This is a genomic window from Microvirga arvi (assembly GCF_016892765.1).
In the GTDB taxonomy this organism is placed as follows: Bacteria; Pseudomonadota; Alphaproteobacteria; order Rhizobiales; family Beijerinckiaceae; genus Microvirga; species Microvirga arvi.
Map to the genome: position 1 here is coordinate 76,925 of NZ_JAFEMD010000016.1, position 22,929 is coordinate 99,853.

Annotated in this window: 25 protein-coding genes; 7 read left to right on the plus strand and 18 right to left on the minus strand. The window is 64.7% G+C overall.

Annotation, left to right across the window (positions count from 1 at the left end):
- Window positions 1-4: 4 nt before the first annotated feature.
- The 3 genes from ILT44_RS12195 to ILT44_RS12205 all read right to left on the minus strand — a co-directional run bounded on the left by ILT44_RS12195 (window position 5) and on the right by ILT44_RS12205 (window position 2,180).
- The gene (locus ILT44_RS12195; protein WP_204239853.1) at window positions 5-616 is read right to left on the minus strand and encodes a TPM domain-containing protein; all 612 of its coding nucleotides are present in this window, start codon (window positions 614-616) and stop codon (window positions 5-7) included.
- A complete protein-coding gene (locus ILT44_RS12200) occupies window positions 617-1,366 on the minus strand; it encodes a TPM domain-containing protein (RefSeq protein ID WP_372441156.1) in 750 nt (249 codons plus the stop codon).
- Window positions 1,367-1,556: 190 nt separating this feature from the next.
- Window positions 1,557-2,180, minus strand: a complete 624-nt coding sequence (locus ILT44_RS12205; protein ID WP_372441157.1) for a LemA family protein — start codon at window positions 2,178-2,180, stop codon at window positions 1,557-1,559.
- A 130-nt stretch (window positions 2,181-2,310) separates the two neighbouring features.
- Between ILT44_RS12205 and ILT44_RS12210 the strand changes: the two genes are divergently transcribed.
- Complete coding sequence (locus ILT44_RS12210) at window positions 2,311-2,952, plus strand: LysE family translocator (protein WP_204239856.1); 642 nt, start codon at window positions 2,311-2,313, stop codon at window positions 2,950-2,952.
- Here ILT44_RS12210 and ILT44_RS12215 read toward each other — a convergent pair.
- The 4 genes from ILT44_RS12215 to ILT44_RS12230 all read right to left on the minus strand — a co-directional run bounded on the left by ILT44_RS12215 (window position 2,924) and on the right by ILT44_RS12230 (window position 6,388).
- Window positions 2,924-3,421 carry a hypothetical protein gene (locus ILT44_RS12215; protein WP_204239857.1) on the minus strand — a complete coding sequence of 166 codons (498 nt, stop codon included), beginning with the start codon at window positions 3,419-3,421 and terminating at the stop codon, window positions 2,924-2,926. The genes ILT44_RS12210 and ILT44_RS12215 overlap by 29 nt on opposite strands.
- A gap of 89 nt (window positions 3,422-3,510) precedes the next feature.
- Entirely contained in the window at window positions 3,511-4,824 is a 1,314-nt protein-coding gene (gene rlmN, locus ILT44_RS12220) for a dual-specificity RNA methyltransferase RlmN (protein ID WP_204239858.1), read from the minus strand.
- A gap of 143 nt (window positions 4,825-4,967) precedes the next feature.
- Window positions 4,968-5,696: a hypothetical protein gene (locus ILT44_RS12225; protein WP_204239859.1), complete on the minus strand. Its 729-nt coding sequence runs from the start codon at window positions 5,694-5,696 to the stop codon at window positions 4,968-4,970.
- A gap of 311 nt (window positions 5,697-6,007) precedes the next feature.
- Window positions 6,008-6,388: a YkvA family protein gene (locus ILT44_RS12230; protein WP_204239860.1), complete on the minus strand. Its 381-nt coding sequence runs from the start codon at window positions 6,386-6,388 to the stop codon at window positions 6,008-6,010.
- A gap of 84 nt (window positions 6,389-6,472) precedes the next feature.
- On the opposite strand from ILT44_RS12230, the gene ILT44_RS12235 reads away from it, so the two are divergent.
- On the plus strand, window positions 6,473-7,258 hold the full coding sequence (locus ILT44_RS12235; RefSeq protein ID WP_204239861.1) for an SDR family NAD(P)-dependent oxidoreductase: 786 nt from the start codon (window positions 6,473-6,475) through the stop codon (window positions 7,256-7,258).
- Between the two features lie 6 nt (window positions 7,259-7,264).
- On the opposite strand, the gene ILT44_RS31895 is transcribed toward ILT44_RS12235, so the two are convergent.
- The 7 genes from ILT44_RS31895 to ILT44_RS12270 form a co-directional block, all read right to left on the minus strand.
- The gene (locus tag ILT44_RS31895; RefSeq protein WP_204239862.1) at window positions 7,265-7,825 is read right to left on the minus strand and encodes a GFA family protein; all 561 of its coding nucleotides are present in this window, start codon (window positions 7,823-7,825) and stop codon (window positions 7,265-7,267) included.
- A 3-nt stretch (window positions 7,826-7,828) separates the two neighbouring features.
- Complete coding sequence (locus ILT44_RS12245) at window positions 7,829-8,131, minus strand: 4a-hydroxytetrahydrobiopterin dehydratase (RefSeq protein WP_204239863.1); 303 nt, start codon at window positions 8,129-8,131, stop codon at window positions 7,829-7,831.
- A 66-nt stretch (window positions 8,132-8,197) separates the two neighbouring features.
- The gene (locus ILT44_RS12250) at window positions 8,198-9,214 is read right to left on the minus strand and encodes a YeiH family protein (RefSeq protein WP_204239864.1); all 1,017 of its coding nucleotides are present in this window, start codon (window positions 9,212-9,214) and stop codon (window positions 8,198-8,200) included.
- Between the two features lie 132 nt (window positions 9,215-9,346).
- Window positions 9,347-9,937, minus strand: coding sequence for a histidine phosphatase family protein (locus ILT44_RS12255; RefSeq protein WP_204239865.1), 591 nt, complete (start codon window positions 9,935-9,937; stop codon window positions 9,347-9,349).
- A 38-nt stretch (window positions 9,938-9,975) separates the two neighbouring features.
- Complete coding sequence (gene thpR / locus ILT44_RS12260; protein ID WP_204239866.1) at window positions 9,976-10,512, minus strand: RNA 2',3'-cyclic phosphodiesterase; 537 nt, start codon at window positions 10,510-10,512, stop codon at window positions 9,976-9,978.
- Between the two features lie 356 nt (window positions 10,513-10,868).
- Window positions 10,869-11,912 carry an aldo/keto reductase gene (locus ILT44_RS12265; RefSeq protein WP_204239867.1) on the minus strand — a complete coding sequence of 348 codons (1,044 nt, stop codon included), beginning with the start codon at window positions 11,910-11,912 and terminating at the stop codon, window positions 10,869-10,871.
- A 67-nt stretch (window positions 11,913-11,979) separates the two neighbouring features.
- Complete coding sequence (locus ILT44_RS12270; RefSeq protein WP_372441155.1) at window positions 11,980-12,642, minus strand: arylesterase; 663 nt, start codon at window positions 12,640-12,642, stop codon at window positions 11,980-11,982.
- A 73-nt stretch (window positions 12,643-12,715) separates the two neighbouring features.
- Here ILT44_RS12270 and ILT44_RS12275 point away from each other — a divergent pair, with 73 nt between their 5' ends.
- From ILT44_RS12275 to ILT44_RS12285, 3 genes are all read left to right on the plus strand, one after another.
- Window positions 12,716-13,408: an ABC transporter ATP-binding protein gene (locus tag ILT44_RS12275; RefSeq protein ID WP_204239869.1), complete on the plus strand. Its 693-nt coding sequence runs from the start codon at window positions 12,716-12,718 to the stop codon at window positions 13,406-13,408.
- Window positions 13,409-13,418: 10 nt separating this feature from the next.
- Window positions 13,419-16,007 (plus strand): ABC transporter permease, encoded by a 2,589-nt coding sequence (locus ILT44_RS12280; protein WP_204239870.1) that lies wholly within the window; start codon window positions 13,419-13,421, stop codon window positions 16,005-16,007.
- A 228-nt stretch (window positions 16,008-16,235) separates the two neighbouring features.
- Complete coding sequence (locus ILT44_RS12285; RefSeq protein ID WP_204239871.1) at window positions 16,236-17,018, plus strand: Bax inhibitor-1/YccA family protein; 783 nt, start codon at window positions 16,236-16,238, stop codon at window positions 17,016-17,018.
- Between the two features lie 78 nt (window positions 17,019-17,096).
- Here ILT44_RS12285 and ILT44_RS12290 read toward each other — a convergent pair whose 3' ends face one another.
- Both ILT44_RS12290 and ILT44_RS12295 read right to left on the minus strand, forming a co-directional pair.
- The gene (locus ILT44_RS12290) at window positions 17,097-17,423 is read right to left on the minus strand and encodes a GYD domain-containing protein (protein WP_204239872.1); all 327 of its coding nucleotides are present in this window, start codon (window positions 17,421-17,423) and stop codon (window positions 17,097-17,099) included.
- Window positions 17,424-17,522: 99 nt separating this feature from the next.
- Window positions 17,523-19,034 (minus strand): MFS transporter, encoded by a 1,512-nt coding sequence (locus ILT44_RS12295; RefSeq protein WP_204239873.1) that lies wholly within the window; start codon window positions 19,032-19,034, stop codon window positions 17,523-17,525.
- Window positions 19,035-19,221: 187 nt separating this feature from the next.
- Between ILT44_RS12295 and ILT44_RS12300 the strand changes: the two genes are divergently transcribed.
- Both ILT44_RS12300 and ILT44_RS12305 read left to right on the plus strand, forming a co-directional pair.
- Window positions 19,222-19,758: a GNAT family N-acetyltransferase gene (locus ILT44_RS12300; RefSeq protein ID WP_204239874.1), complete on the plus strand. Its 537-nt coding sequence runs from the start codon at window positions 19,222-19,224 to the stop codon at window positions 19,756-19,758.
- Between the two features lie 9 nt (window positions 19,759-19,767).
- Window positions 19,768-21,015 carry an MFS transporter gene (locus ILT44_RS12305; RefSeq protein WP_204239875.1) on the plus strand — a complete coding sequence of 416 codons (1,248 nt, stop codon included), beginning with the start codon at window positions 19,768-19,770 and terminating at the stop codon, window positions 21,013-21,015.
- Between the two features lie 88 nt (window positions 21,016-21,103).
- Here the strand turns inward: ILT44_RS12305 and ILT44_RS12310 are convergent, their stop codons facing one another.
- Both ILT44_RS12310 and ILT44_RS12315 read right to left on the minus strand, forming a co-directional pair.
- Window positions 21,104-21,484, minus strand: a complete 381-nt coding sequence (locus ILT44_RS12310; RefSeq protein ID WP_239468143.1) for a DUF2794 domain-containing protein — start codon at window positions 21,482-21,484, stop codon at window positions 21,104-21,106.
- Between the two features lie 373 nt (window positions 21,485-21,857).
- Window positions 21,858-22,874 (minus strand): zinc-binding alcohol dehydrogenase family protein, encoded by a 1,017-nt coding sequence (locus ILT44_RS12315; RefSeq protein WP_204239877.1) that lies wholly within the window; start codon window positions 22,872-22,874, stop codon window positions 21,858-21,860.
- Between the last annotated feature and the right edge of the window lie 55 nt (window positions 22,875-22,929).

The following is a 22,929-nucleotide window of genomic DNA, read 5'->3' on the forward strand; positions in this document are numbered from 1 at the left end:
GCCTTCAATCCAACAGGATCACCTTGTTGGGCAGTTCGTCCATGTCGTCGAGGCGGGGAGGGGCGTGCTCCGCCAGGATCGCTCCCATGCGCCGGATAGCCTCCTCCAACCCCTCCATCATCCGGTCGTCTCTGATTGCGTCGGTCAGGTTCGCGATGATGCTGGTCCAGATTCCTGCATCGACCCGATCTGCGATGCCGGTATCGGCCAGGATCTCGGCATGGTGCTCGGCGAGCGCCAGATAGATCAGAACACCGGTCTTTTCCCGCGTGCGGGTGAGCCCGCGCCGCAAGAACTCCCGCGAGGCCGCCTCGTGCGCCTGGGCATGCTTGATGGAGCGGGGCACCAGGAGGAAGCGCAGTTTCGGCCAGGAGAGCATGAGGCTCAAGGCCAGCGCGACCGCAAGCTGTACCAGGAAGATGCGCGAGGTGCTGATCGCGGTGAGCCAGATCAGCGGCCACGGCGTCACGAGCGCGGCGAGCATCGCCCACAGCAGCGGAACGGCGCGGTAATGGCCCGCCTGCTCCGCGATCACGAGAACGATCTCACCGGAGGTCTCGTCCTCCACGTCGCTGATGACGCCTGCCAGGCGGGCCTGTTCCTCCAATGATATCATCTACCAGCTCCCCGAAGCGCCGCCGCCGCCCGACGAGCCGCCCCCTCCCGAGAAGCCGCCGCCTCCGCCGGACCATCCTCCGCCGCCGCCCCATCCGCCGGTGGTGACGATCCACGGACCGTGGCGGCCCCGCCCGATGCCCTGCCCGCGGCCTGCCCCCATCATGCGCGCGATCAGGAAGAACAGGATCAGCAGGATGATGAAGGCGACGACCGGATCGATCGTGGCGGTGCTCTCCTCGCGCAACTGCGCCCGGCGCTGCCATTCCTCCGCATCGCCCGTGAGGATCGAGAGCATGGCGTCGACGCCGGCATCGATTCCGCCCGCGAAATCGCCCTTCTGGAACTGGGGCGCGATGGCGGTGGTGATGATGATCTTCGACAGAGCGTCCGTCAGGGCGCCCTCGAGACCATAGCCCACCTCGATGCGCACCTTCCGCTCCTGCGGCGCGACGAGGAGCAGCGCGCCGTTGTTCTTGCCCTTCTGACCGAGCTGCCATTGCCGGAACAGGCGGTTGGCGTAATCCTCGATCTCATAACCCTCGAGCGAGCGCAGGGTCGCTACCACCACCTGGTCGGTGGTCTTGTCCTCATGAGCTTTCAGCTTGGTTTCGAGAGCCGCCCGCTCCTCCGGCTTGAGGAGATTGGCCGCATCGACCACCCGGCCGGTCAGGGGCGGGAAGGTCTGGGCGAGGGTAGGGAGGGAAAAGAAAAGGATGAGGAGAGCGAGGAGGTGGGCAATGAAGAGCATCGCCCTTCTTCCCTCCCCTCTGCGGGGAGGGGCAGGGGTGGGGGTGGTCTGACCGGGTGAGTTGTCGAGCAGGTTAAGCGCTGTAGCAACCTTGCGCTGTCCAATCCGGCTCAGCGCCTCGACTGTCCGACCCCCACCCTCGATCCCTCCCCGTAAGGGGGAGGGAAGAGCGCTCATGCTCATCATCCCGTCAGAACTTCACTGGCGGCGGACGGTCCGATCCGGCGGTGGCGGTGAAGGTTTCCATGGGCTTGGCCTCCGGATAGAGGATGCCGGCGATCCAGCGGCCCGGGATCGTACGTAGCTCGGTGTTGTAGGCCTGTACCGTAGAGATGTAATCGCGCCGCGCCACGGCGATGCGGTTCTCGGTGCCCTCTAGCTGCGATTGCAGAGCGAGGAAGTTGGCGTTGGACTTCAGCTCCGGATAGCGCTCGACGGTGGCGAGCAGCCGGCCCAGCGCTCCCGAGAGCTGGTTCTGCGCCTCCTGGAACTGCCGGAACTTTTCGGGGTCGGTGACGGTGGAGGCATCGACCTGGACTTGCGTGGCGCGGGCACGGGCTTCGGTCACCTGGGTCAGCACCTCGCGCTCCTGCTGAGCGAAACCCTTCACGGTCTCGACGAGGTTGGGGATGAGATCGGCCCGGCGCTGGTACTGATTCTGCACCTCGCTCCAGGCGGCCTTGGCCTGCTCCTCCAGAGTCGGGACATTGTTGATGCCGCAGGCGGACAGGCCGAACGCCAGGAACATGGCGGTCAGGGCCGCGCGGATCCGGGCGGTTGAGAGCAAAGCCGTCATGTCTGTCCTTCTCGTGATTTTTTAAAAGCTCTTCTGATCCTGCCCGGATCAACACATGGAGCAGGGGCGCCGTTTCAACAAGCGGCTTTTCGGTAGCCGTACACACGGGATTGAGTCATGATCCCGCCGTTTTCGCCGGATTCGCCCCATGACCTTCCTGCCCGACGTCAGCACGCTGCTCGCCTACACCCTGGCCGCGATCCTGCTCTTCATCACGCCGGGTCCCGACATGAGCCTGTTCCTGGCCAAGACCATGTCAGGCGGGCGCAAGGCTGGCATGGCTTCAATGCTGGGCGCGACGGCGGGATGCTGCGTCCATACGCTGCTTGCGGCGCTGGGGCTCTCGGCGCTTCTGGCAGCCTCCGTGACCGCTTTCACGGTGCTGAAGATCGTCGGCGCGCTCTACCTGCTCTGGATGGCGCTCGAGGCCGTGCGCAACGGCTCGGCCCTGAACGTGAGGGAGGAGGGCCGGGCGGAGGTCTTGTTCTGGAAGACATTCTTCATGGGCGTCGGCATCAATCTCACGAACCCCAAAGTAGTACTGTTCTTCGTGACCTTCCTGCCGCAATTCGTGGACGCGAGCGATCCGCATGCGGCCGACAAGCTGTTGTTCCTTGGCTTCTACTTCGTCGCGCTGAACACGCCGATGGGGGTGCTTATGATCCTGGGGGCCGACAAGCTGATCTCGCTCCTGCGCGGCCACCCGAAATTCATGCGGGGAATCGACTATTCCTTCGCCGGGCTGTTCTCGGTCTTCGCCATCAAGATCCTGACGACATCGGCTCGGTAGGTTCCTTTCGCGGGGGCTCGCGCCCGCCGATGATCGCCCAATAGACGAAGCCCGCGACCGCTCCGGTGAGCCCCAGCACGAGGCTCACATGCAGCTCCTCGGGGCTGGCGATCCGCGCCTGCCCGCGCAGGATCCAGGGCACCGCCGCCGTCAGAACGCCCGTGGCGAGCACATGCCAGAGGAGGCTGCGCATCCCAAGCACCTCGCTGATCACGGCGACGAGCAGCGGCGGGAAGATCAGCAGCGTGAACATGATGCGGCCGACCGCCAGGAACGCATCCTCCACGATGGGTCCGGGATCCTCGGCGGAGAACACCGCGTCGATCAGCGACCAGAACCCGACGAACAGCGTATCGCCGGTCAACAGCGCCATCACGGGGTCGACGATGGAGGCGATGAGGAAGAACGTGCCGCTCGCGCCGATGGCGATGAGGAGCGCAAAGGGGATGAGGATGAGCCAGCGGATCATGCTCTTAAGCTAAGGGAGCTTCAGGGTATCCGCCAGTTGCGATTGTGGATGGAAGCACCGCCTTGGAAAGCAGCGCGGTGCTCCTGATCTTACTCCCCGTTCCCCACCGCATACACGCCCTCGGCGCCGATGCCCTGTTCGGCCATCATGCGGGCGCGGGCGCGCAGCTTTTCGGTCTCGCTCTTGAGCTGGCCGCAGGCGGCCAGGATATCGCGGCCGCGGGGGGTGCGCACCGGCGAGGCGTAGCCCGCGCGGTAGACGATCTCGGAGAAGCGCTCGATCCGCTCCCAGTCCGAGCACTCGTATTTCGAGCCGGGCCAGGGATTGAACGGGATCAGGTTGATCTTCGCCGGAATGCCCTTCAGCAGCTGTACGAGCTTGCGCGCGTCGGCGTCCGAGTCGTTCACGCCCTTGAGCATCACGTACTCAAAAGTGATGCGGCGGGCGTTCGACAGGCCAGGATAGGCGCGGCAGGCGTCGAGCAGCTGCCTGATGTCGTATTTGCGGTTGATCGGCACCAACTCGTCGCGGAGTTCATCGCGCACGGCGTGGAGCGAGATCGCCAGCATGGTGTTGGCCTCAGCGCCGAGGCGCTCCATCTGCGGCACGACGCCAGAGGTGGAGACGGTGATGCGGCGGCGCGACAGGGTTAGGCCCTCGCCATCCGACATGACATCGATGGCGGCGATCACGTTGTCCGTGTTGTAGAGCGGCTCGCCCATGCCCATGAACACGATGTTGGACACGAAGCGTCCGCCGTCATTCGGCACGAAGGCGCCTTCCGGCGGGGTGGCGCCGGGCCAGTCGCCGATGCAATCGCGCGCCACGATCAGCTGCGCCACGATCTCGGCCGAGGTCAGGTTGCGCACGAGGCGCTGGGTGCCCGTGTGGCAGAAGGAGCAGGTGAGCGTGCAGCCGACCTGGCTCGACACGCAGAGCGTCCCGCGGTCGACCTCAGGAATGTAGACGCACTCGATCTCCGCGCCCTTGTCGAGCGGACCGGTGGAGGCCATGCGGATCAGCCACTTGCGGGTGCCGTCCTTCGAGACCTGCTCGGAGACAACTTTAGGCCGGGCAAGGGTATAGGCGGCTGCCAGCTTGGCGCGCAGCTCCTTGCCCATGTTGGTCATCTCGGCGAAGTCCCTGGCTCCCCGGAAATAGATCCAGTGCCAGAGCTGGGCCACGCGCATCTTGAGCTCGCGCTCGGGCACGCCGATCTGGCTAAGCGAGTCCTTCAGCTGGCCGCGGGTGAGGCCGATCAGCGACGCGCCGCCGGGGGCTGCTCCCGCCGCGACGGTCAGCTCCGCCGTCTTTTCGATGAACCCGGCCGCGCGCGCGGCCTCGCTCACGGCCACAGGAGCCGCATTGGGGTTGTGCTTGGCGATGTCGAGCACCGTCGCCATGGGAGATCATGCCTTCGTTGTTGGGAGTTCGGCGGTTCTATAACACGATTGCGCCGGAAAAGTGAGCCTTCGAAAAGCAAAATTCCGGGCGCGAGGCCCGGAACATGCTCATTGAGGCTTCGATTTTCAACCGCTCAAGGGCTTTAAGAGGCGCATTCCTTGCGGGCGTGCTCCAGGGCCTTGTTGAAGCCGTTGAGGGAATAGCGGTCGGTCAGGCTCGCGCCGCGGGCCGACTGCGTCTTCACGGTCATGGTTCCGCTGCGGGCCATGGTGGCGATGGCCTGACCCTCCTCAGCGGGGTTCTTCAGCCAAGCGTTGGCAGCCTTGGTGAGCAGGGCATAGGACGCATTGCCGACGGCGGCCTCGGCCGGGCCGTTCTCCTTGGCCGTGAAGCCGAGAACCAGGGCGACCTCGTTCCTCACGTTCTCCGCCGGGCGGAAGGACACGAAGAGATAGGCCGGTTCTCGGTTCACGTTCTTCGGCAGCCGGTCCTGGGGCTGGCTCAGGGCATAGCAGATCTTCGAGCGGCCGGTCTGGGCCGTATAGACGCCCCAGTCGCCATAGGACGTCAGGAGCGAAGCGCCGCCCGGGCCCGTCGCCGCCTGGGCCGGCTTGGCAGCCGCGGCCGCTCCAGCCCCGGCCGCCGCAGCGGCGGCAGGCTTGGCCGGTGTGGTCTTCGCCGGCGTGGTCTTGGCCGTCGGGGTGGTCTTGGCCGCAGGCTGCGGAGTCGCAGCCGGCTTGGCCGGCGCCGAGCGGGTTGCTGGCTGCGTCGAACGTTGAGCCTGAGCCAGAGCCGTACTCCCGGTTCCGATGACGACAAGGGCAGAGAGGATGCCGGCGGCGACGCCGCGCTGGAGAGATACAGTAGACATGGGGCGGATCATAAAACCGGATGGTTAAGAACTCTTCACCATCTCCGTTAAGGCGGCGCCGGGGGATTGGCGATGCGTCGAAACGCGGCGGTTCGTCGTCAGCATGATCATTCCACCTGAACCTTGGCCCAATAAAAAGGGCCGCCTGAGCGACCCTTTGCAGTATCCTTCAAAGCTTGTGATCTTTAAAATATGCCGGAAGAGCTGAAATCATTTTGCTGCTAACGGGAATCAGTTATAGCGATCTAAAATAACATTGCAATAAGTATATATTCTTTCGTCTAAGATACTTTACGCAACTGTTGCCAAGCTCAAGCCGAAGTTTCAGCCAGCACTTTCCTCGCTTTTTCTTTGTGCTCTTCCGTAATCGAACCGGCGACCTGGGTGATCGCCGCGGCAAGCACCGCCGCATCGTCGGCAAAGCCGATCAGGGGCAGGAGGTCGGTGATCGCATCGGTGGGAAAAACGAAATACGCGATGGCGCCGAGGAGAATCAGCTTCACGCGGCTCGGAGTCGACGGGTCCGTGGCACAGAAGAAGGCGGCCACCAAATCCTCCGCAAAGGGAATCTTGCCGGCGCCGCGCTTGAACTTATCCCAGAACCGGCGCTTGAGTCCCTCCTCGTCACGGGTCGCCCTGCGCATGGCCTCCATCTCGGCCTTGGTGAAAGGCTTCGTGAAGGGTTCATTCATCTCAACTGCTCCTGACTATCTATCGTCTGGTTCCCGTGCAAACGAGGATATCTTAAGACATCCGCGCACCAAGGGAGAAAACCGATGAAGCTCGACAAATTGATGGCAGCCATCGTCACCGGAGGCGCTTCGGGCCTCGGTGAGGCCACCGCCCGCATGCTCGCCGCCAACGGCGCGAAGGTCGCCATTCTGGATATGAACGCCGAGCGCGGCGATGAGGTTGCCCGCGAGATCGGAGCGGTCTTCTGCAAGGCTGACGTGACCGACGAGGTCTCCATCGATTCGGCGCTGGCCCAAGCGCGGGCTGCGAACGGCATCGAGCGCATCCTCGTCAACTGCGCCGGCATCGCGCCGGGCAAGCGCACCGTGTCCAAGAAGCGCGAGACGGGCGAACTCATCCCCCACGACGTGGCGAGCTTCCGCCGCGCGGTCGAGATCAACCTGATCGGCACCTATGCGATGATATCGAAATGCGCCGCCGCCATGGCGGGCTTGGATCCCGTGACTCCAGACGGCGGGCGCGGCGTCATCGTCAGCACCTCGTCGGTAGCCGCCCAGGATGGGCAGATCGGACAGGCCGCCTATGCCGCCTCCAAGGGCGGCGTGCTGGGCTTGACGCTCCCGGTCGCCCGCGACCTGTCAGGCTTCGGCATCCGCGTCATGACGATCATGCCGGGACTGTTCCAAACGCCGCTTTTCGAGGGCATCGCGGAGGATTACCGCAAGGCGCTGGAGGCCAACGTGCCGTTCCCCTCGCGCCTCGGCCGCCCCGAGGAATATGCAAACCTGGTGAAAGCCATCATCGAGAACGACATGCTCAACGGCGAAGGCATCCGCCTCGACGGGGCCCTGCGCATGCAGCCGAAGTAAAAGCCCTCAAGCAACCTCGCCCCGGTTCTCGGGAAAGCTCTTGAGATCCGGGGTGCAGAGCCAGTGCTCGCGGCGCTTGGTCCAGGCCTCGTAGGTTGGCGTGAACAGGTTGGGGTCGTCGAAGGCGCCGAGCTTGATCTCGATCTCGTCGCTGGCGCATCGTGCGGACCCAGCGGGCCGCGCTAGCGAAAAGTGGTCCCGGTTTTCACTGACGTGGCCCTCTGGGTCCGCATCCGACGATGCGCCACCTGAAGAAGAGAGCATCGGGTTGATCCCAAAAGTGGTGTCCACTTTTGGGTCCGAGGCTCTAACATCCCGATCGAAGACCTGCGATCCGCAGACCGGGCAGAAGCAGCGCTCGCTGTCCGGCGTCGCGGACCAGCCCTTCGTTTCACCCGTGATCGTCACCTGCTCGACGGGGTAGATCACGAAGGCGTTGAAGGCTGCGCCGCTGATCTTGCGGCAGGTCATGCAATGGCACAGGCCGACGCGCTTGGGCTCGCCGTGGGTTTCAAAGGTCAGCTGGCCGCAGGCGCAGCCTCCGGTCAGAATCCGTGTTCCAGCCATCGCTTACCCCCTCGCCAGTCCGGCCGCCATCTGATCCATGCGCTGCGCCAGTTCGATGTCGCGCCGGGTCAGGCCCTTGGCGTCGTGGGTGGAGAGGGTGACCTCGACCCTGTTGTAGGTGTTCGACCATTCGGGGTGGTGGTTCATGGACTCGGCTGCGAGAGCAACCCGCGTCATCCAGCCGAAAGCGGCGCTGAAATCGTCGAAGACGAAGCGCTTGGTGATTGCGTCGCGGCCCTCCATCATCGCCCAGCCGTCGAGGGCGGGCAGGAGTTCCTGGCGCTCAGAGTCGGACAATCGGGGCATGTGCTGGCTTCACCTTGAGAAAAGAACTCCTCTAGTGATGAAGCGGCAGGACGCGGTTTCAAGGTCTCAGGCGATGCCGAGCAGCCGGATCAGCCCTAAGCTGATGGCGATCAGCACCAGAAGCGAGAGCGACACGGCGAGCGTCACCCGGCCGCCGACATGCCCAAGAACCTTGAGATCGACGCCCAGGCCCAGGGCCGCCATCGCGATGATGGTGAGAAACGTCGCGACCGGCATGACGATCTGCAGCATTGCCTCGGGAATGGCGCCGAGGGACCGCAGCAGCGCGAGGATCAGGAAGCCGACGATGAACCAGGGCACGAGCCGGTTCAGGGCCAGGCTTGGCTTCGGGCCTTCCGCCTGTCGGCCCGTCACGACCGAGAGCGCGATCACCACCGGACCCAGCATCAGCACGCGCACGAGCTTCACCAGGGTGCCGAGCTGCGTGCTCACGAGACTGACGGGAACGGTTGCGGCGAGCACCTGCGGCACCGCGTAGACGGTCAGACCCGCGAGCACGCCGTATTGCGTCATCGACAGGCCAAGCAGCGGCACCAGCAGGGGCAGGGCGAGCACGACGATCACGCCGAGGACGGCGGTGAACGCGATGGAGGAGGCCACATCCGCGGGCTTGGCGCCGATGACGGGCGCGACCGCTGCAATCGCCGAGTTGCCGCAGATCGCGTTGCCGCAGGCGACAAGCACCGCCATGCGTTTCGGCAGGCCGAGCATCCGCCCAAGCCCATAGCTTGCCGTGATCGACACCGCCACCACGATGGCGATGCCGAGGATGAGACCGAGGCCCGCATCCAGCACCGCCTGGAAGCTGATCGAGGCGCCGAGCAGCATGACGGCAAACTCGAGCAGGGTCTTGGCGGAGAAGCCGATGCCGGAAACCCAGCGCCTGTCGGGAGTCCAGAGGGTGCGCAGGATCGTCCCGAGCAGGATCGCGATGACGAGGGCCTCGATCCAGGGCCGGCCGGTCCAGTGCTCCTCGATCCGCTGAAGACCCATGGCGGCGAACGCAATCGCCGTGCAAAGGGCGATGCCTGGCGCTGGTTGCGCGATGTGGTTGCGGATCATGGGTCGGTTCAGTCCTGCGCCTTGCGTGGAGGGGCTAGTAGCACGGCGCCAAGGATGCAAGCACAAACAGATCCACTGTCATTCCGGGCTCTCGCTGACGCTCGCCCCGGAACGACAGCGCAAGGTGCAAGATCAATCCGCGAACCCATCCTCGATGGTGCGCCAATCCTGCGTCAGCGTGAACGAGGCGCGATCGATGACGATGAAGCAGCCGCCGCCCGGATGACGAGGGCGGCTCTCCTGCCCGATCGCCACCCTCTGAAGATGCGCCGTCAGCAAACAGCCGACTCCCCCGTGGGAGACGATCACGATGTCCCCGGACGTCTCGTCCTCTCTGGCGATCCGGCTCACGGCTTTCACGATCCGCGCCTGCGCGTCGACGGCGCGCTCCCAGCCGCGGATGCTCTCGTGCGGGCGGCCGAAAAATTCGCGCACCACCTCCCAGAATTCCGGCGGCGCGATGTAGCCCGTGGACGAGCGGTCGTTCTCGCTTAAGGCCTCGTCCGTCGCGTAGGAGAGCTGCAGGCGCTCCGCCATGATGGCGGCTCCATCCCGCGCTTTACGTTCCGTGCTGGCATAGACCGCGGAGACATCCCGATGCGCGAGCAGACCGGCGAAGCGCTCCATGCGGGAGCGCCCGGTGGCGTTCAGGGGCCATTCGGGAACGGGCTGGTCCGGATCGATGACCACTTCGGGATGGGTGAGGAAGACAAGCGAGGCCATGACCGTGGCTTTAACGCTCCTTCCTCGAAACGTCGAGCCTAGCTTAAGGGATAAGCCGCCTCGATCACGTAGGGGCCGCCGCCGACGGAGGCGCGCGACGAATACAGGACGAACCGATCCGCGGTGAACGTGAGCTTCGGGAAATGGCCTCGCGTCGCGATGTAATCCGCGACATCGATCGGCGAGACGTTCTTCAGGCGGGCGAGGGTCACATGCGGGGTGAACTTGCGGGTTTCAGGAACCAGACCGACTTGGCGCAGCAGGCGTTCCTGCTCCGCCTGCAACTCGCTCAGCCCGCCGTTGCCGGAGGTGCGGGCGAAGACCGCGCGGGGCTTTCCGCCGCCGAAGCTGTCGAGCCCGTCGATGGTGATCTGAAGGGGAGCGCGTTGCCGCCGTTCGCCGAGAACCGAGCACACGTCGTCCGCCATGCGCGCGTCGATGTCGCCGATGAAGCGCAGGGTCAGGTGGTAGTTCTCGGGATCCATCCAGCGCGCCCCGGGAAGGCCGCCGCGAAAGCCCGACAGGGCCAGGCTGATCTCGGCCGGGATCTCGATGCCGGTGAACAGACGGGGCATGCGGCACCTCCCGAGGCTGGCTGATGCCAAATCAGACGATTGGAGGACAGGGTTTGTTCCGGACCACAAAGCGTCATCCCGGACGAAGCGCAGCGAAGATCCAGGATCGGGTTGCAGAACAAGGCGCCAGAAACTCAACGCTGTCATTCCCGCGGAAGCGGGAATCCATAACCGCTAACGGTGCAAAAGGCGGCGCAACACTGCTCGCCCTTTCTTGCAACCTCGTGGTTATGGATTTCCACGCCTTTGGCGCGGCCCTTCGGGTCGGGCTCCGCTTCGCGGCCCCGGAATGACAGTGTTCTATCCTTAAAGCGATCCCGGATCGGCTCACGCCGTCCGGGATGACCCAGTGATGATTACGGGCACGGATTGCAGTGCTCGACGTGGATCGCGTTGATGCGCTCTTCCAGTTCCGGCGTGATCGTCACATGGACCGACCCGATATCCGTCTTCAGCTGCGCCATGGAGGTGGCGCCGATGATGTTGGACGTGAGGAAGGGGCGGGAATTGACGAAGGCCAGCGCCATCTGGGCCGGATCGAGGTTAAACTCCTTCGCAAGCGCGATGTATTTGCGGATCGCCGCCTCGGCGGTCGGGTTCTCGTAGCGCTGACCGCGCTCGAACAGGGTCGTGCGAGCGCCCGGCGGGCGGGCGCCGTCGAGATACTTGCCTGTGAGGTACCCTTGAGCGAGCGGCGAATAGGCCAGCAGGCTCACGTTCTCGTGCATCGTCACCTCGGCCAGCGCCACCTCGTAGGTGCGGTTGAGGAGGTTGTAGGCGTTCTGCACCGACTGCACCCGCGCTAGGCCCTTGGCATCCGCGTGCTTGAGGAAGCTCATGGTGCCCCAGGCGCTCTCGTTGGAGAGGCCGAAATGGCGGATCTTTCCGGCCTTCACCAGATCGGTCATGATCTGGACCGTCTCGGCGATGGGGTGAGAATCGCCTTCCTGATGGCGGAAGATCGTCGGGTTGGAGCCCCAGGGCATGGGCCGGTCGGGCCAGTGAATCTGGTAGAGGTCGATGTAGTCGGTCTGGAGCCGCTTGAGGCTCTTGTTCACAGCCTCCTCGATCTGGGTGCGCGACAGCTCGGCCTTGGAGCCGTCGTCCCGGAACCAGGTGTTGTCCGAGCGGCCGACCACCTTGCTGGCGAGAATCACCTTGTCGCGGGTGCCGCGCGCCTTGAACCAGGAGCCGATGATCCGCTCCGTGGAGCCTTGGGTCTCAGGACGCGGCGGGATCGAGTAGAGCTCGGCGGTGTCGAAGAAGTTGATGCCCTGGTCGAGGGCATAATCCATCTGCGCGTGGCCGTCGGCCTCGTTGTTCTGCTGACCCCAGGTCATGGTGCCGAGGCAGATGAGGCTGACATTGAGGTCCGTGCGGCCGAGGCGGCGATATTCCATGGGTTTTCAGCTCCTCGCGACGGTGTGATCCGCCGCGTTCAGGCAAGAAGGGGGCGCTGAAGACGCTTCAGCGCTGGGCAAGGCGGGCGAGAAATGTCTCGACGCTGGGCAGGATGCGCTCGACGATGATCTCGATGCCCTTGGCCGTCGGATGCAGGCCGTCGGGCAGGTTGAGGGACCGGTCGCCGGCGACTCCGTCCAGGAAGAAGGGATAGAGCACAAGGTCGTGCGTCTTCGCAATGTCCCGATGGATGGGATCGAACTTGGCAATGTAGTCCGGGCCGAGATTGCGCGTGGCATACATGCCGGCGAGCATGACCGGAATGTTGCGGCTTTTAAGCTGCTCCACGATGGTCTCGAGGTTCTTCCGGGTGAGCGCCGGGTCGAGACCGCGCAGCATGTCGTTGGCGCCGAGCTCCAGGATCACCCCATCGGTGCCGTCGGGCACGGACCAGTCGAGCCGGTCGAGCCCGCCGGAGGAGGTGTCACCGGAGACGCCCGCATTGGCGATCTCCACCTTGTACCCCTTGGCCTTCAGCGCCCGCTCCAGAACCACCGGAAAGGCGGCTTCCTGCGGCAATCCGTAGCCCGCGCTCAGGCTGTCGCCCAAGGCCACGAGGCGAATCGGCTGGCCTTGCGCCTGGGCTGCGGCGAAAGGGGCGATCATCGCGGCAAGCATGGCCGCACACGCAAAAATGATCGTCATGAATGGGCCGGATTGGCGCTTCATCAATAGGCTTCCCATCTCTACCGGACTAGAACCGGGTTAAATCTCAAGTTTCCAACAGATCGGGTGAACGGGCATGCAGGACAAGGCCATCGCGCTGCACGATGTCGATTTGAGCCTCGGGCGCGGGGCCGCGCGGGTGCATATCCTCAAGGGGATTTCCCTCGGGATCGACAAAGGCGAGGCGGTGGGGCTCGTCGGCCCCTCGGGCTCCGGCAAGTCGACCCTGCTCATGACCATGGCCGGATTGGAGCGCCCCGATTCGGGAAAAGTCATTGTCGACGGCACCGATCTGTCGGGCCTCGACGAGGATGCGCTGGCGCGATTTCGCGGCCGCCGGATCGGCATCGTGTTCCAGTCCTTTCACCTCGTTCCCACCATGACGGCCCTGGAAAACGTGGCGCTTCCCCTGGAGCTTGCCGGCGAGGACGCCGCCTTCGAGCGCGCGGAAGCCGAGCTGCAGGCCGTGGGCCTGGGGTCTCGCCTGCAGCATTATCCGGCGCAGCTCTCCGGGGGCGAGCAGCAGCGCGTGGCGATCGCCCGCGCCATCGTGCCCAACCCGGCCATCCTCGTGGCCGACGAGCCCACCGGCAACCTCGACGAGAACACGGGCGGGTCCATCATCGACCTGCTCTTCGCCCTCAAGCGCGACCGGGGCGCGACCCTGGTGCTCGTGACCCACGATCTCAATCTCGCCCGGCTGTGCGATCGCATGGTGCGCCTGCGCTCGGGGCAGATCGAAGCCGGCGCGGCCTCGGCCGTGGCTTAAGGAAAAGCCCATGCACGGCACCCTTTCGGCCACGCCGCCGAAGCGATCCCCTTACCGATCCCGCCTGCCGCTCCTGCTGCGCTTGGCCTTCCGCGAGCTGCGCGCCGGCCTCAAGGGCTTCGGCATCTTTCTCGCCTGCATTGCGCTCGGCGTTGCGGCGATTGCGAGCGTCTCGTCCCTGTCCCGGTCGCTCACGGAGGGCATTTCCCGCGAGGGCCGGCGGATTCTCGGCGGCGACATGGCCTTTTCCTTGATCCAGCGCGAGGCGGGCGCCCCTGAGCGGGCGTTCCTCGAATCCAGGGGCCGGGTCAACGTGATCGCCTCCATGCGCGCCATGGCGGTGGCCGGCGGCAAGGGCTCCGGGCTCGTGGAGATGAAGGCGGTCGATGCGGGCTATCCCACCGTCGGTGCGCTTGAAACCGACCCCCAGCTTCCCCCTGCCGAGCTCTTTGCCGAGCGCGACGGCGCCTTCGGGGCGGCGGTGGATTCGGCGCTGCTGGCGCGGCTCGACCTCAAGGTGGGCGACCGGGTGACAGTGGGCGGCGCCAACGTGGAGCTGCGGGCGCGCCTCGTCTCCGAGCCCGACAAGATCGCCGACGGCATCGGCTTCGGGCCGCGGCTCCTGCTCTCGCAGCAGGCGCTGCAGGCGACGGGCCTCGTACAGCCCGGCAGCCTCGTGCGCTGGACCTACCGGCTCACCCTGCCGCCTGAGCTGTCGACGGAGGAGGGGTTGACCCGGATCGAAGCCGAGGCGAGCCGTGTCCTGCCGGAGGCGGGCTGGAACATCCGCACGCGGCTGAACGCCGATCCGCGCTTTGCCCGCAACATCGAGCGCTTCACCCAGTTCCTGACGCTGGTCGGCCTCACGGCGCTGCTTGTGGGCGGCGTCGGCGTCGCCAATGCGGTGCGCGGCTTCGTCGACCGCAAGCGCGCTTCCATCGCCACCCTCAAGAGCCTCGGCGCTCCGGGCGGGCAGGTGGTGATGCTGTATCTGACTCAGGTGATGATGATCGCGGTCGTCGGCATCGGTATCGGACTGGCCTTCGGGGCGGCCCTGCCGTTCGTGATTACGGCGCTCTTCGGACATCTCCTGCCGATCCCGATCCAGCCGACGCTGGCCTGGAGCGAGCTCGGCATCGCGCTGCTCTACGGGGCGCTCACCGCCTTGGTGTTTGCGATCGCGCCCTTGGGCCGTGCCCATGACGTGCCGGTCTCAGGCCTCTTCCGCGACCAGATCGATCCGGAGCGGCGCTGGCCGCGCAAGCGTTACCTGACGGCGCTCATTCTCTCCGTCGCGGCGCTCGTCGGGCTGTCGCTGCTCGCGGCCTATGACCGGCGCATCGCCCTGATGTTCGTCGGGGCCGCAGCCGGGTCCTTCGTGCTGCTGCGCCTTGTCGCCCTAGGAATCATGGCGCTCGCCCGTCGCATGCCCCGTCCCCGGCGCACGGCGCCGCGGCTGGCGCTCGCCAACATCCACCGTCCGGGGGCGCTCACGCCCTCGCTGGTGCTCTCGCTGGGCCTCGGCATCACGCTCCTGGTGACGCTCGCGCTCATCGACACCAACCTCACCCGTCAGCTGACGCAGAGCCTGCCGGAGCGGGCGCCGAGCTTCTTCTTCCTCGACATCCCGAACCAGCAGGCCGATGCCTTCGAAGGTTTCCTCAAGAACCAGGCCACCGATGCGCAGATCGAACGCGTGCCGATGATGCGCGGCCGTCTTGTGACCCTCGGCGGCCGTCCCGTCGCCGAGGTCAAGGCGCCCGAGGATGTGTCCTGGGTGCTGGAGGGCGACCGCGGCATCACCTATGCCAAGGTGCCACCGGAGGGCTCGAAGATCGTGCAGGGCGAGTGGTGGCCCGAGGACTATCGCGGCAGACCGCTCGTCTCCTTCGACCGCAGGATCGCCGAGGGCTTGGGGCTGAAGATCGGCGACGAGATCACCGTCAACGTGCTCGGGCGCAACATCAGCGCCACCATTGCCTCCTTACGCGAGGTGGAATGGCGCTCCATGGGCATCAACTTCGTGATGGTGTTCTCGCCCAATGCCTTCGCCGGCGCGCCGCACACGCATCTTGCCACCGTCACTTTCCCGAATGGATCCAACGCGGCGTTGGATGCCAGGATTCTGCGCAGCTCCGCCCAGGCCTATCCCATGGTCACGAGCGTACGGGTGAAGGATGCTCTGGAGGCGGTGAACGATGTGGTCTCGCAGCTCGTCATGGCGATTCGCGGCGCAAGCTCGATCGCGCTGATCGCGAGCCTCCTGGTGCTCGCAGGCGCTCTGGCGGCCGGGCACCGGGCGCGGCTCTACGATGCGGTGGTGCTCAAGACGCTCGGCGCCACCCGCACCCGGCTGCTCTCGGCCTATGCCCTCGAATACGGACTGCTCGGGCTCGCCACGGCGGTATTCGGGCTGCTGGCAGGTTCTCTCGCCGCCTATTTCATCGTCGACCGGGTCATGAACCTAAGCTTTACCTTAGACCTGTCGGGTGCCATCCTGGCTTCTGCCTTGGCGGTTCTCGTGAGTGTCGGATTAGGGCTGATCGGGACCTGGCGGATCCTAAGTCAAAAACCGGCGCAATATTTAAGAAACCTTTGAGCGCCGCAGGATCGGCTAGCGTTATAAAAGAGCGCAAAGAGCTTTATGAGGAGCGGCATCAACTCTGCTCTTCGGTTTTCTTGCATCACGAAGATTTGAAGCTTGACCTTGCCCCTTGCGGAAAAGGGGCCGACCTCTCATATTTTGGGTGTCGTCGCCCAACGCGGCGGCCGAGGGCTGATACCCAGCCTTTCGAGGGAACAACGGACACCGCGAGAAAGGACTCCGATGCAACCGTATGAGCAAAACCAAAACGCCTATGGCACCGGCTTTGCCCGGACGGCGGCTCAGGTCGATCAGGGCCTGCGCGCCTTCATGCTCGGCGTCTACAACAACATGGTCCTGGGCCTTGCCATCTCGGCCCTGGTCGCGCTCGGCATCAACATGCTGGCCACCACGAGCGATCCGTCGCAAGCGGTTGCCCGGATGGGTGGTGTCGGCCTGACCCAGTTCGGCGCGACCCTGTATGGCTCGCCCCTGATGTGGGTTGTGGCACTGGCGCCTCTGGCCTTTATCTTCTTCTTCTCGTTCCGCATGGACCGGATGTCGGCGGCGGCTGCTCGCACCACCTTCTTCGCCTTTGCGGCGGTGATGGGTGCTTCGCTCTCGACGCTTCTCATCCGCTACACCGGTGCGAGCGTCGTTCAGGTGTTCTTCATCACGGCGGCGGCCTTCGGTTCGCTGTCCCTGTGGGGCTACACCACGAACCGCAGCCTGTCCGGCATGGGCTCGTTCCTGATGATGGGTCTCGTCGGCCTGATTCTGGCCTCGATCGTGAACATCTTCGTCGCATCGAGCATGCTGCAGTTCGGCATCTCCGTGATCGGCGTGCTGATCTTCGCGGGCCTCACCGCCTACGACACGCAGAAGCTGAAGGAGATGTACCTGTACGGCAACTTCGACTCCGAGGCTGCCGCCAAGGTCTCCGTCTTCGGCGCCCTGACGCTGTACCTGGACTTCATCAACATGTTCCAGTTCCTCCTCGCTCTCGTGGGCAACCGCAACGAGTAACGGAGAACGGAGCGGACGCTCTTTCGAAAGCCCCGGCCTTCAGGTCGGGGCTTTTGTTTTGACGAGTTTGTTGGACCTTCACGCGCCCGGCGGGCGATACTTGACCGACTTCGCTTTCCCAAGCGCTCCCATCAGTTCCTCGACGCTGAGGAGAACGGTCGTCTCGCTCGAGCGAATCGCGCCTCCCGCGCCGATGGCAAGCATGACAGCTGCCATCGACACGTTGTCCGGCGCTTCCCATAAATTCCAGCCATCGTGTTCGCCGAAGGCGTACCAGAACCCGTGCAGCTTTCCACCGACCGACTCGATGTACGAACTCGCAGCCGCGCGGCGATCCTCGGGGTTTTCGATCAGGCGCGCCCAAGTCTCGGGCGTGTAGCTGAAGCGCGTAAGATACATGGCCATGACTTACCTCTCCCGTCAGAGTTTGGCCCCAGCGAACGCAGTTAACGCTCAAAACGGAAAAGCGGCGAGTCATTTGCAAACGGCAAAAGAAAAATAGGTTTATCTCTGCCTCGAGGGCGCAGAGCAGCGATAGCCGAAAGTGGCGCTGGCAACGGCTGCGGCGGCGCAGATCAGAGCAACCAGCCCGAACCCGCCGATCATGGCCGTAGCATAGATTCCTCTTACCTTGTCGGAAGGCGGGATGGACATCGGGGGCGCGGTACCGAAGGTCGATCTGACGAAGAGATTTGCCATCTCCGGGCTCACCCATGCGGCGGCATATTGGAAGCCGAAGGTGGCGATGGCGCCGAGACCGGCGACGGCGATCAGTCCCGCGACGCGGGAGATCGCGTTGTTGATGCCCGAGGCCACGCCGATGCGCTCATCGGGGGCGGCATTCATGACCGTCGTCGACAGCGGCGCGACCGTGATGCCCATCCCCAGCCCCATCACGGCCATGACCGGCACGACCGCGGGCCAATAGCCGCCATGAAGAACGGCGGGAGCCAGGAGCGCGAAGCTCAAGCCGGTGATCATGGGGCCGATGGTCAGAAGCATGCGGGTGCCGAACCGATCGGTCATGACGCCGCCGAGCCGGGACAACACGGCCATGACGAGGGTGAAGGGCAGAAACACCGAGCCTGCCTTGGCGGCCGAATAGCCGTGAGCCTCGATCAGCGCCGTCGGCAGAAAGAACAAGGCGCCGCTGAGCGCGAAATAGAGCAGCAGGGTCAGCGCATTGACATTGGCGAAAGCGGGCACGCGAAACAGGTCGAGCGGCATCATCGGCGCGGCGCTGCGCTTCTCGTGAAATAGGAAGAGGCCGAGAAATACCGCACCGGTGAGCGTCAGAAGGACAGCGGTGCTCCGCTGGCTGTTCCGTTCGCCGAGCGCCGTCAGCCCGTAGGCAAGAAGGCCCAGGGCGGCGACCGCAAGGAAAGCGCCGAGCCAGTCCATGGCAGTCCCTGCCACCACCGGGCTCTCCGGCACGTGTCGCCAGCACAGCCAGAGCGCCAGCGCGGCTATGGGAACGTTGATCCAGAAGATCGCCTGCCACGGGCCCATATCGATCAGCCAGCCGCCGAGAATCGGCCCAAGCGCTGCGGCGATGGCGGAGGCTGCGGCCCAGGTGCCGATCGCCTTGCCCCGCGCGTCCTTCGGAAAATGGGCGCTGATCAGGGCGAGCGATCCCGGCACCAGCAGGGCTCCGCCGACGCCCTGGAAGGCCCGTGCCACAATCAGCATCCCGGCCGATCCGGACAGCCCGCACCACAGGGATGTCAGACCGAAACCGGCGATGCCGATCATGAAGATCCGCCTTAAGCCATAGGTGTCGCCGGCCGCGCCGCCGAGGAGCAGGAAGGCGGAGAGGGTGAGCGCATAGGCATTGGTGATCCACTGCATTTCAGCCAGGGATGCCTGCAGGCTCTCACGCATCTGCGGAATGGCGACGGTCACGATGGCACCATCGGCGAAAACCATGCTGGAGGCCAGGATTGCGGTCCAGACCACGTAAGCTTGTGCCGTGGGCCCTGTGCTGGGCCGCGTTCCGCCTGAATGGAGCTGGTTCACCCGCAAACCCTTCCATGACGCATCATGTTAATCCGCCAGTGACGATAAAGACACTTGTCCCAAGCCGGCATCTTGTTCCCGGCACAGTCTACAATGCTTCCGTCTGATGAGTGCATCGTGTGGAAAACCGGGTCCACTTTTCGCTGATGCGGCCCTCTGGATCCGCACGATGCGCTATAGAAGGCCCATGACCATTCTCGTGCGCCCTTCCTCCGATTCTGATCTGCATCGCATCACGGCCATCTATGCCCATGCCGTTATGCATGGGACGGCCTCCTTTGAACTCGATCCGCCATCGGAGGAGGAAATGGCGCGGCGCCGGGCTGCGATCCTGGAAGGGGGCTATCCCTATCTCGTGGCGGAGAGCGACGGTGAGATCCTGGGCTATGCCTATGCGGGAGCCTACCGCACCCGGCCCGCCTATCGCTCCACGGTGGAGGATTCCGTCTACGTCGCTCCGTCCGCGCAGGGGCAGGGCGTCGGGCGCGCTCTGCTGATAGCCCTCATCGGGGCATGCGAGGCCCTGGATTTCCGGCTCATGGTGGCGGTCATCGGCGACGAGGACTCACGCGGCTCCATCGGTCTGCACGAAAGCCTCGGCTTCGAGCCCGCCGGAATTCTCAAGGGGATCGGCTACAAGCACGGACGCTGGCTCTCCACCGTTCTCATGCAGCGCCCGCTCGGACGTGGCATCACTGAGCCGCCGACGCGGCCGATCGCGTGAAATCACCCCATGGTCGCGACCCTGATCCGCAGGCCGACGGATGGCCTCTGGCAGAACCCGGATTTCATGCGCCTGTGGGGCGCGCAGACCCTGTCGGCCGTCGGCACGCGCTTCACCCGTGAAGGCTTGCCGATCATCGCGGCTCTCACCCTCGATGCCTCGGCGACGGATCTCGGTCTCCTCGTGGCGCTGAGCCTCCTGCCGGGCGTGATCCTGAGCCCTTTCGCGGGGTCCTGGGTCGACCGCACGCGCCGCCGACGCGTGCTCATCATGGCGGATCTGCTGCGCGCTGCGGTGCTGATGACCTTGCCTTTCATGGCTTGGTTCGATGCGATCACCATCGGCCAGGTGATCGGCGTCGCGACCGCCGTGGCCCTGTTCTCCATGTTCTTCCAGACCGCGGACAATGCCTATCTGCCGACCGTGGTGGACAAGGATCAGCTCCTGGAAGGCAACGCGAAGCTCGCCACCACCGATGCTCTCGCGGAAATTGCGGGACCTGCTCTCGCGGGGCTGGCAATCCAGACGCTGACCGCGCCGTTCGCCATCCTGTTCGATGCCTTGTCCTATCTCTGGTCTGCCGTGCTGCTGGCGTCCATCAAATGCCCCGAGCCGCCTCTCGTCACAGGAGAGCAAGCTCCGAATCTCTGGCGCGAGACAGGGGAGGGCATGCGCTTCGTCTTCGGGCATCCGGTGCTCAGGCCAATGACCTTGTGCCTTGCGACGCTCACCTTTTTCCTGAGCCTCTTCGCGCCGCTCTACGTGCTGTATGCGGTCCGCGATCTCGGCATCCAGCCTGGGCTTCTCGGATTCATCGTCGCTCTCGGCGGCATCAGCGGGTTGGTCGGAGCGCGTCTGGCAGCCTGGGCCGGACGGCGCTTCTCCGTCCGCAAGGTTCTCATCGGCGCGTTGCTCGCCTACGGGTTCGTGACCTGTTTCATTCCCCTGGCGCAGGGTCCTCTCTGGATGGCGGCCGGAGCGCTGTGCATCGGTCAGCTGTTCGGCGATGGCCTCTATGTCGCTTTCTCCACCAATGCCACTGTCCTGCGCCAGAAGGTGACGCCGGATTCCTTGCGGGGGCGTGAGGCGGGCACCGTACATCTTCTGACCGGTGGGCTCGGGCTGGTCGCGGCCCTGATCGCCGGGTTCGTCGCGGACTGGATCGGCATCCGGGTCGTCCTTTGGACAGGGGCCTTGGGCATTATCGCGTCGAGCCTCTGGCTTCTGACCATCCCGCAGGATGCGGATCTGCGCTAGCGCATCGTGCGGACCCAGAGGGCCACGTCAGCGACCCGCAGGGCCACGTGAGTGAAAAATGGGCCCGGTTTTCCGCCCGAACGATGCTCTAGTTCGATACCACCTTGGGCTTGTCGAGCACGCGCAGCACGCGGTCGAGTTCGTGTCCACGCTTGAGGATCAGGCCCGTCGAGACGATGACCGCGTAGGCGCCCTGCTTCTTGGCGAGCTTCGGGTCCTTTTCGATCCGGTAGAGGGGCATTTCCGATGTGCGCCGGTAGATGGAGAAGACCGCTTTCTCGGGCATGAAGTCGATTGCGTAATCGCGCCATTCGCCGGCGGCCACCATGCGGCCGTAGAGATTGAGAATGGCATTCAGCTCGGCACGGTCGAAGGATACCTGTTTCGGCGCGGCGGGGAAGGGCACAATATGGGCCGAGCCCTGGTTCGAGCCGCCGCGCAGCGGCTCCGCAATGTCACCTTCGCTCATGACGCCTCCCATGACTGGTTAACACATCCCGATGATGGGCTGAGGCGACTGACGGATCAACCCGTCAGGACACAATGAATCACTGCTTCCTTTGCAAATCTTATTCCTGCCCCATTCGTGCCGTGATGGAGCCTCACTGAGCCCCGCTAATACTCAAGTTGCCTCGACGGCCCGGCTCATCGAATGGCTTGGACACGTCAGCCCCCCAGCCCTCCGGGTCGTTTGGAGAGCCGGGCCACGTCGAGACACAAGGCTGCCTTACGAGGCAGCCTTTTCTTTCGAACAAAGGGCTTGCGATCCATTAGATCGCAAGCCCTTTTTCATGATCGCATGTCTCAAGCAGCGAAACAGGATGTGCATTGTCGTGAGATGATTAAAAACCCGACAGGACGATCTTGCCCCGCGTGCGGTTGCTCTCGATAAGCGCATGAGCGCGCTTGAGATTGGCGGCGTTGACCGGCCCGATCACGTCGGACAGCGTCGTCCTGATCGTCCCTGCTTCCACCAGGCGCGAGGCCTCGGTCAGGATCTCGTGCTGCCGCTCCATGTCGGCGGTCTGGAAGGTCGAGCGGGTGAACATGGATTCCCAATGGATCGACACGCTCTTGCCCTTGAGCAGGCTGATGTCGAGGGGCGTCTTCGGGTCATCGATCAGGGCAAAGCGGCCCTGCGGTGCGATGGCCTTGGCGATCTCCGGAAAATGCGTCTCCGTATGAGTGATCGAGAAGACGAAGGCCGGCGCACCGATGCTTAAGCGCTCCACCTGCGGGCTGAGAGGCTGGCTGTGGTCGATCACGTGATGGGCGCCGAGCTCCCTGACCCAAGCCTGCGTCTCCGGACGGGAGGCAGTGGCGATCACCGTGAGATCGGTGAGCCTGCGGGCGAGCTGGATCGCCACGGAACCCACGCCGCCGGCACCGCCGACGATCAGGAGGGCTTTGGCCGCACCCTTGACCGGGCGCTTGACCTCCAGCCTGTCGAACAGGGTCTCCCAGGCGGTGAGGGTAGTGAGCGGCAGGGCGGCCGCCTCCTCGAACGTCAGGGACGTGGGCTTTGCGCCCACGAGGCGCTCGTCCACCACATGGAATTCCGCATTGGTGCCCTGCCGGGTGATGGCGCCGGCATAGAACACCTCGTCGCCCTCCTTGAACAGCGAAACCTCGCCGCCCACGGCCCTGACGATGCCAGAAGCGTCGTAACCCAGCACCTTCACGCCGCCCGGCTCTGCTTGGGCGCGCATGCGGACCTTGGTATCGACTGGGTTCACCGAGATGGCCCTGACCTCCACCAGCAGATCCCGCGGACCCGGCTTGGGCTGGGGCAGGTCCACATCCATGAGGGAGGCGTCCTGGTCGATGGGAAGGGAGTGCTGGTATCCGACGGCGCGCATGGCTTGTCTCCTGTTGACGCCAGCATAGTTGGGCATAGTGTTGAGTCTCGCAAGA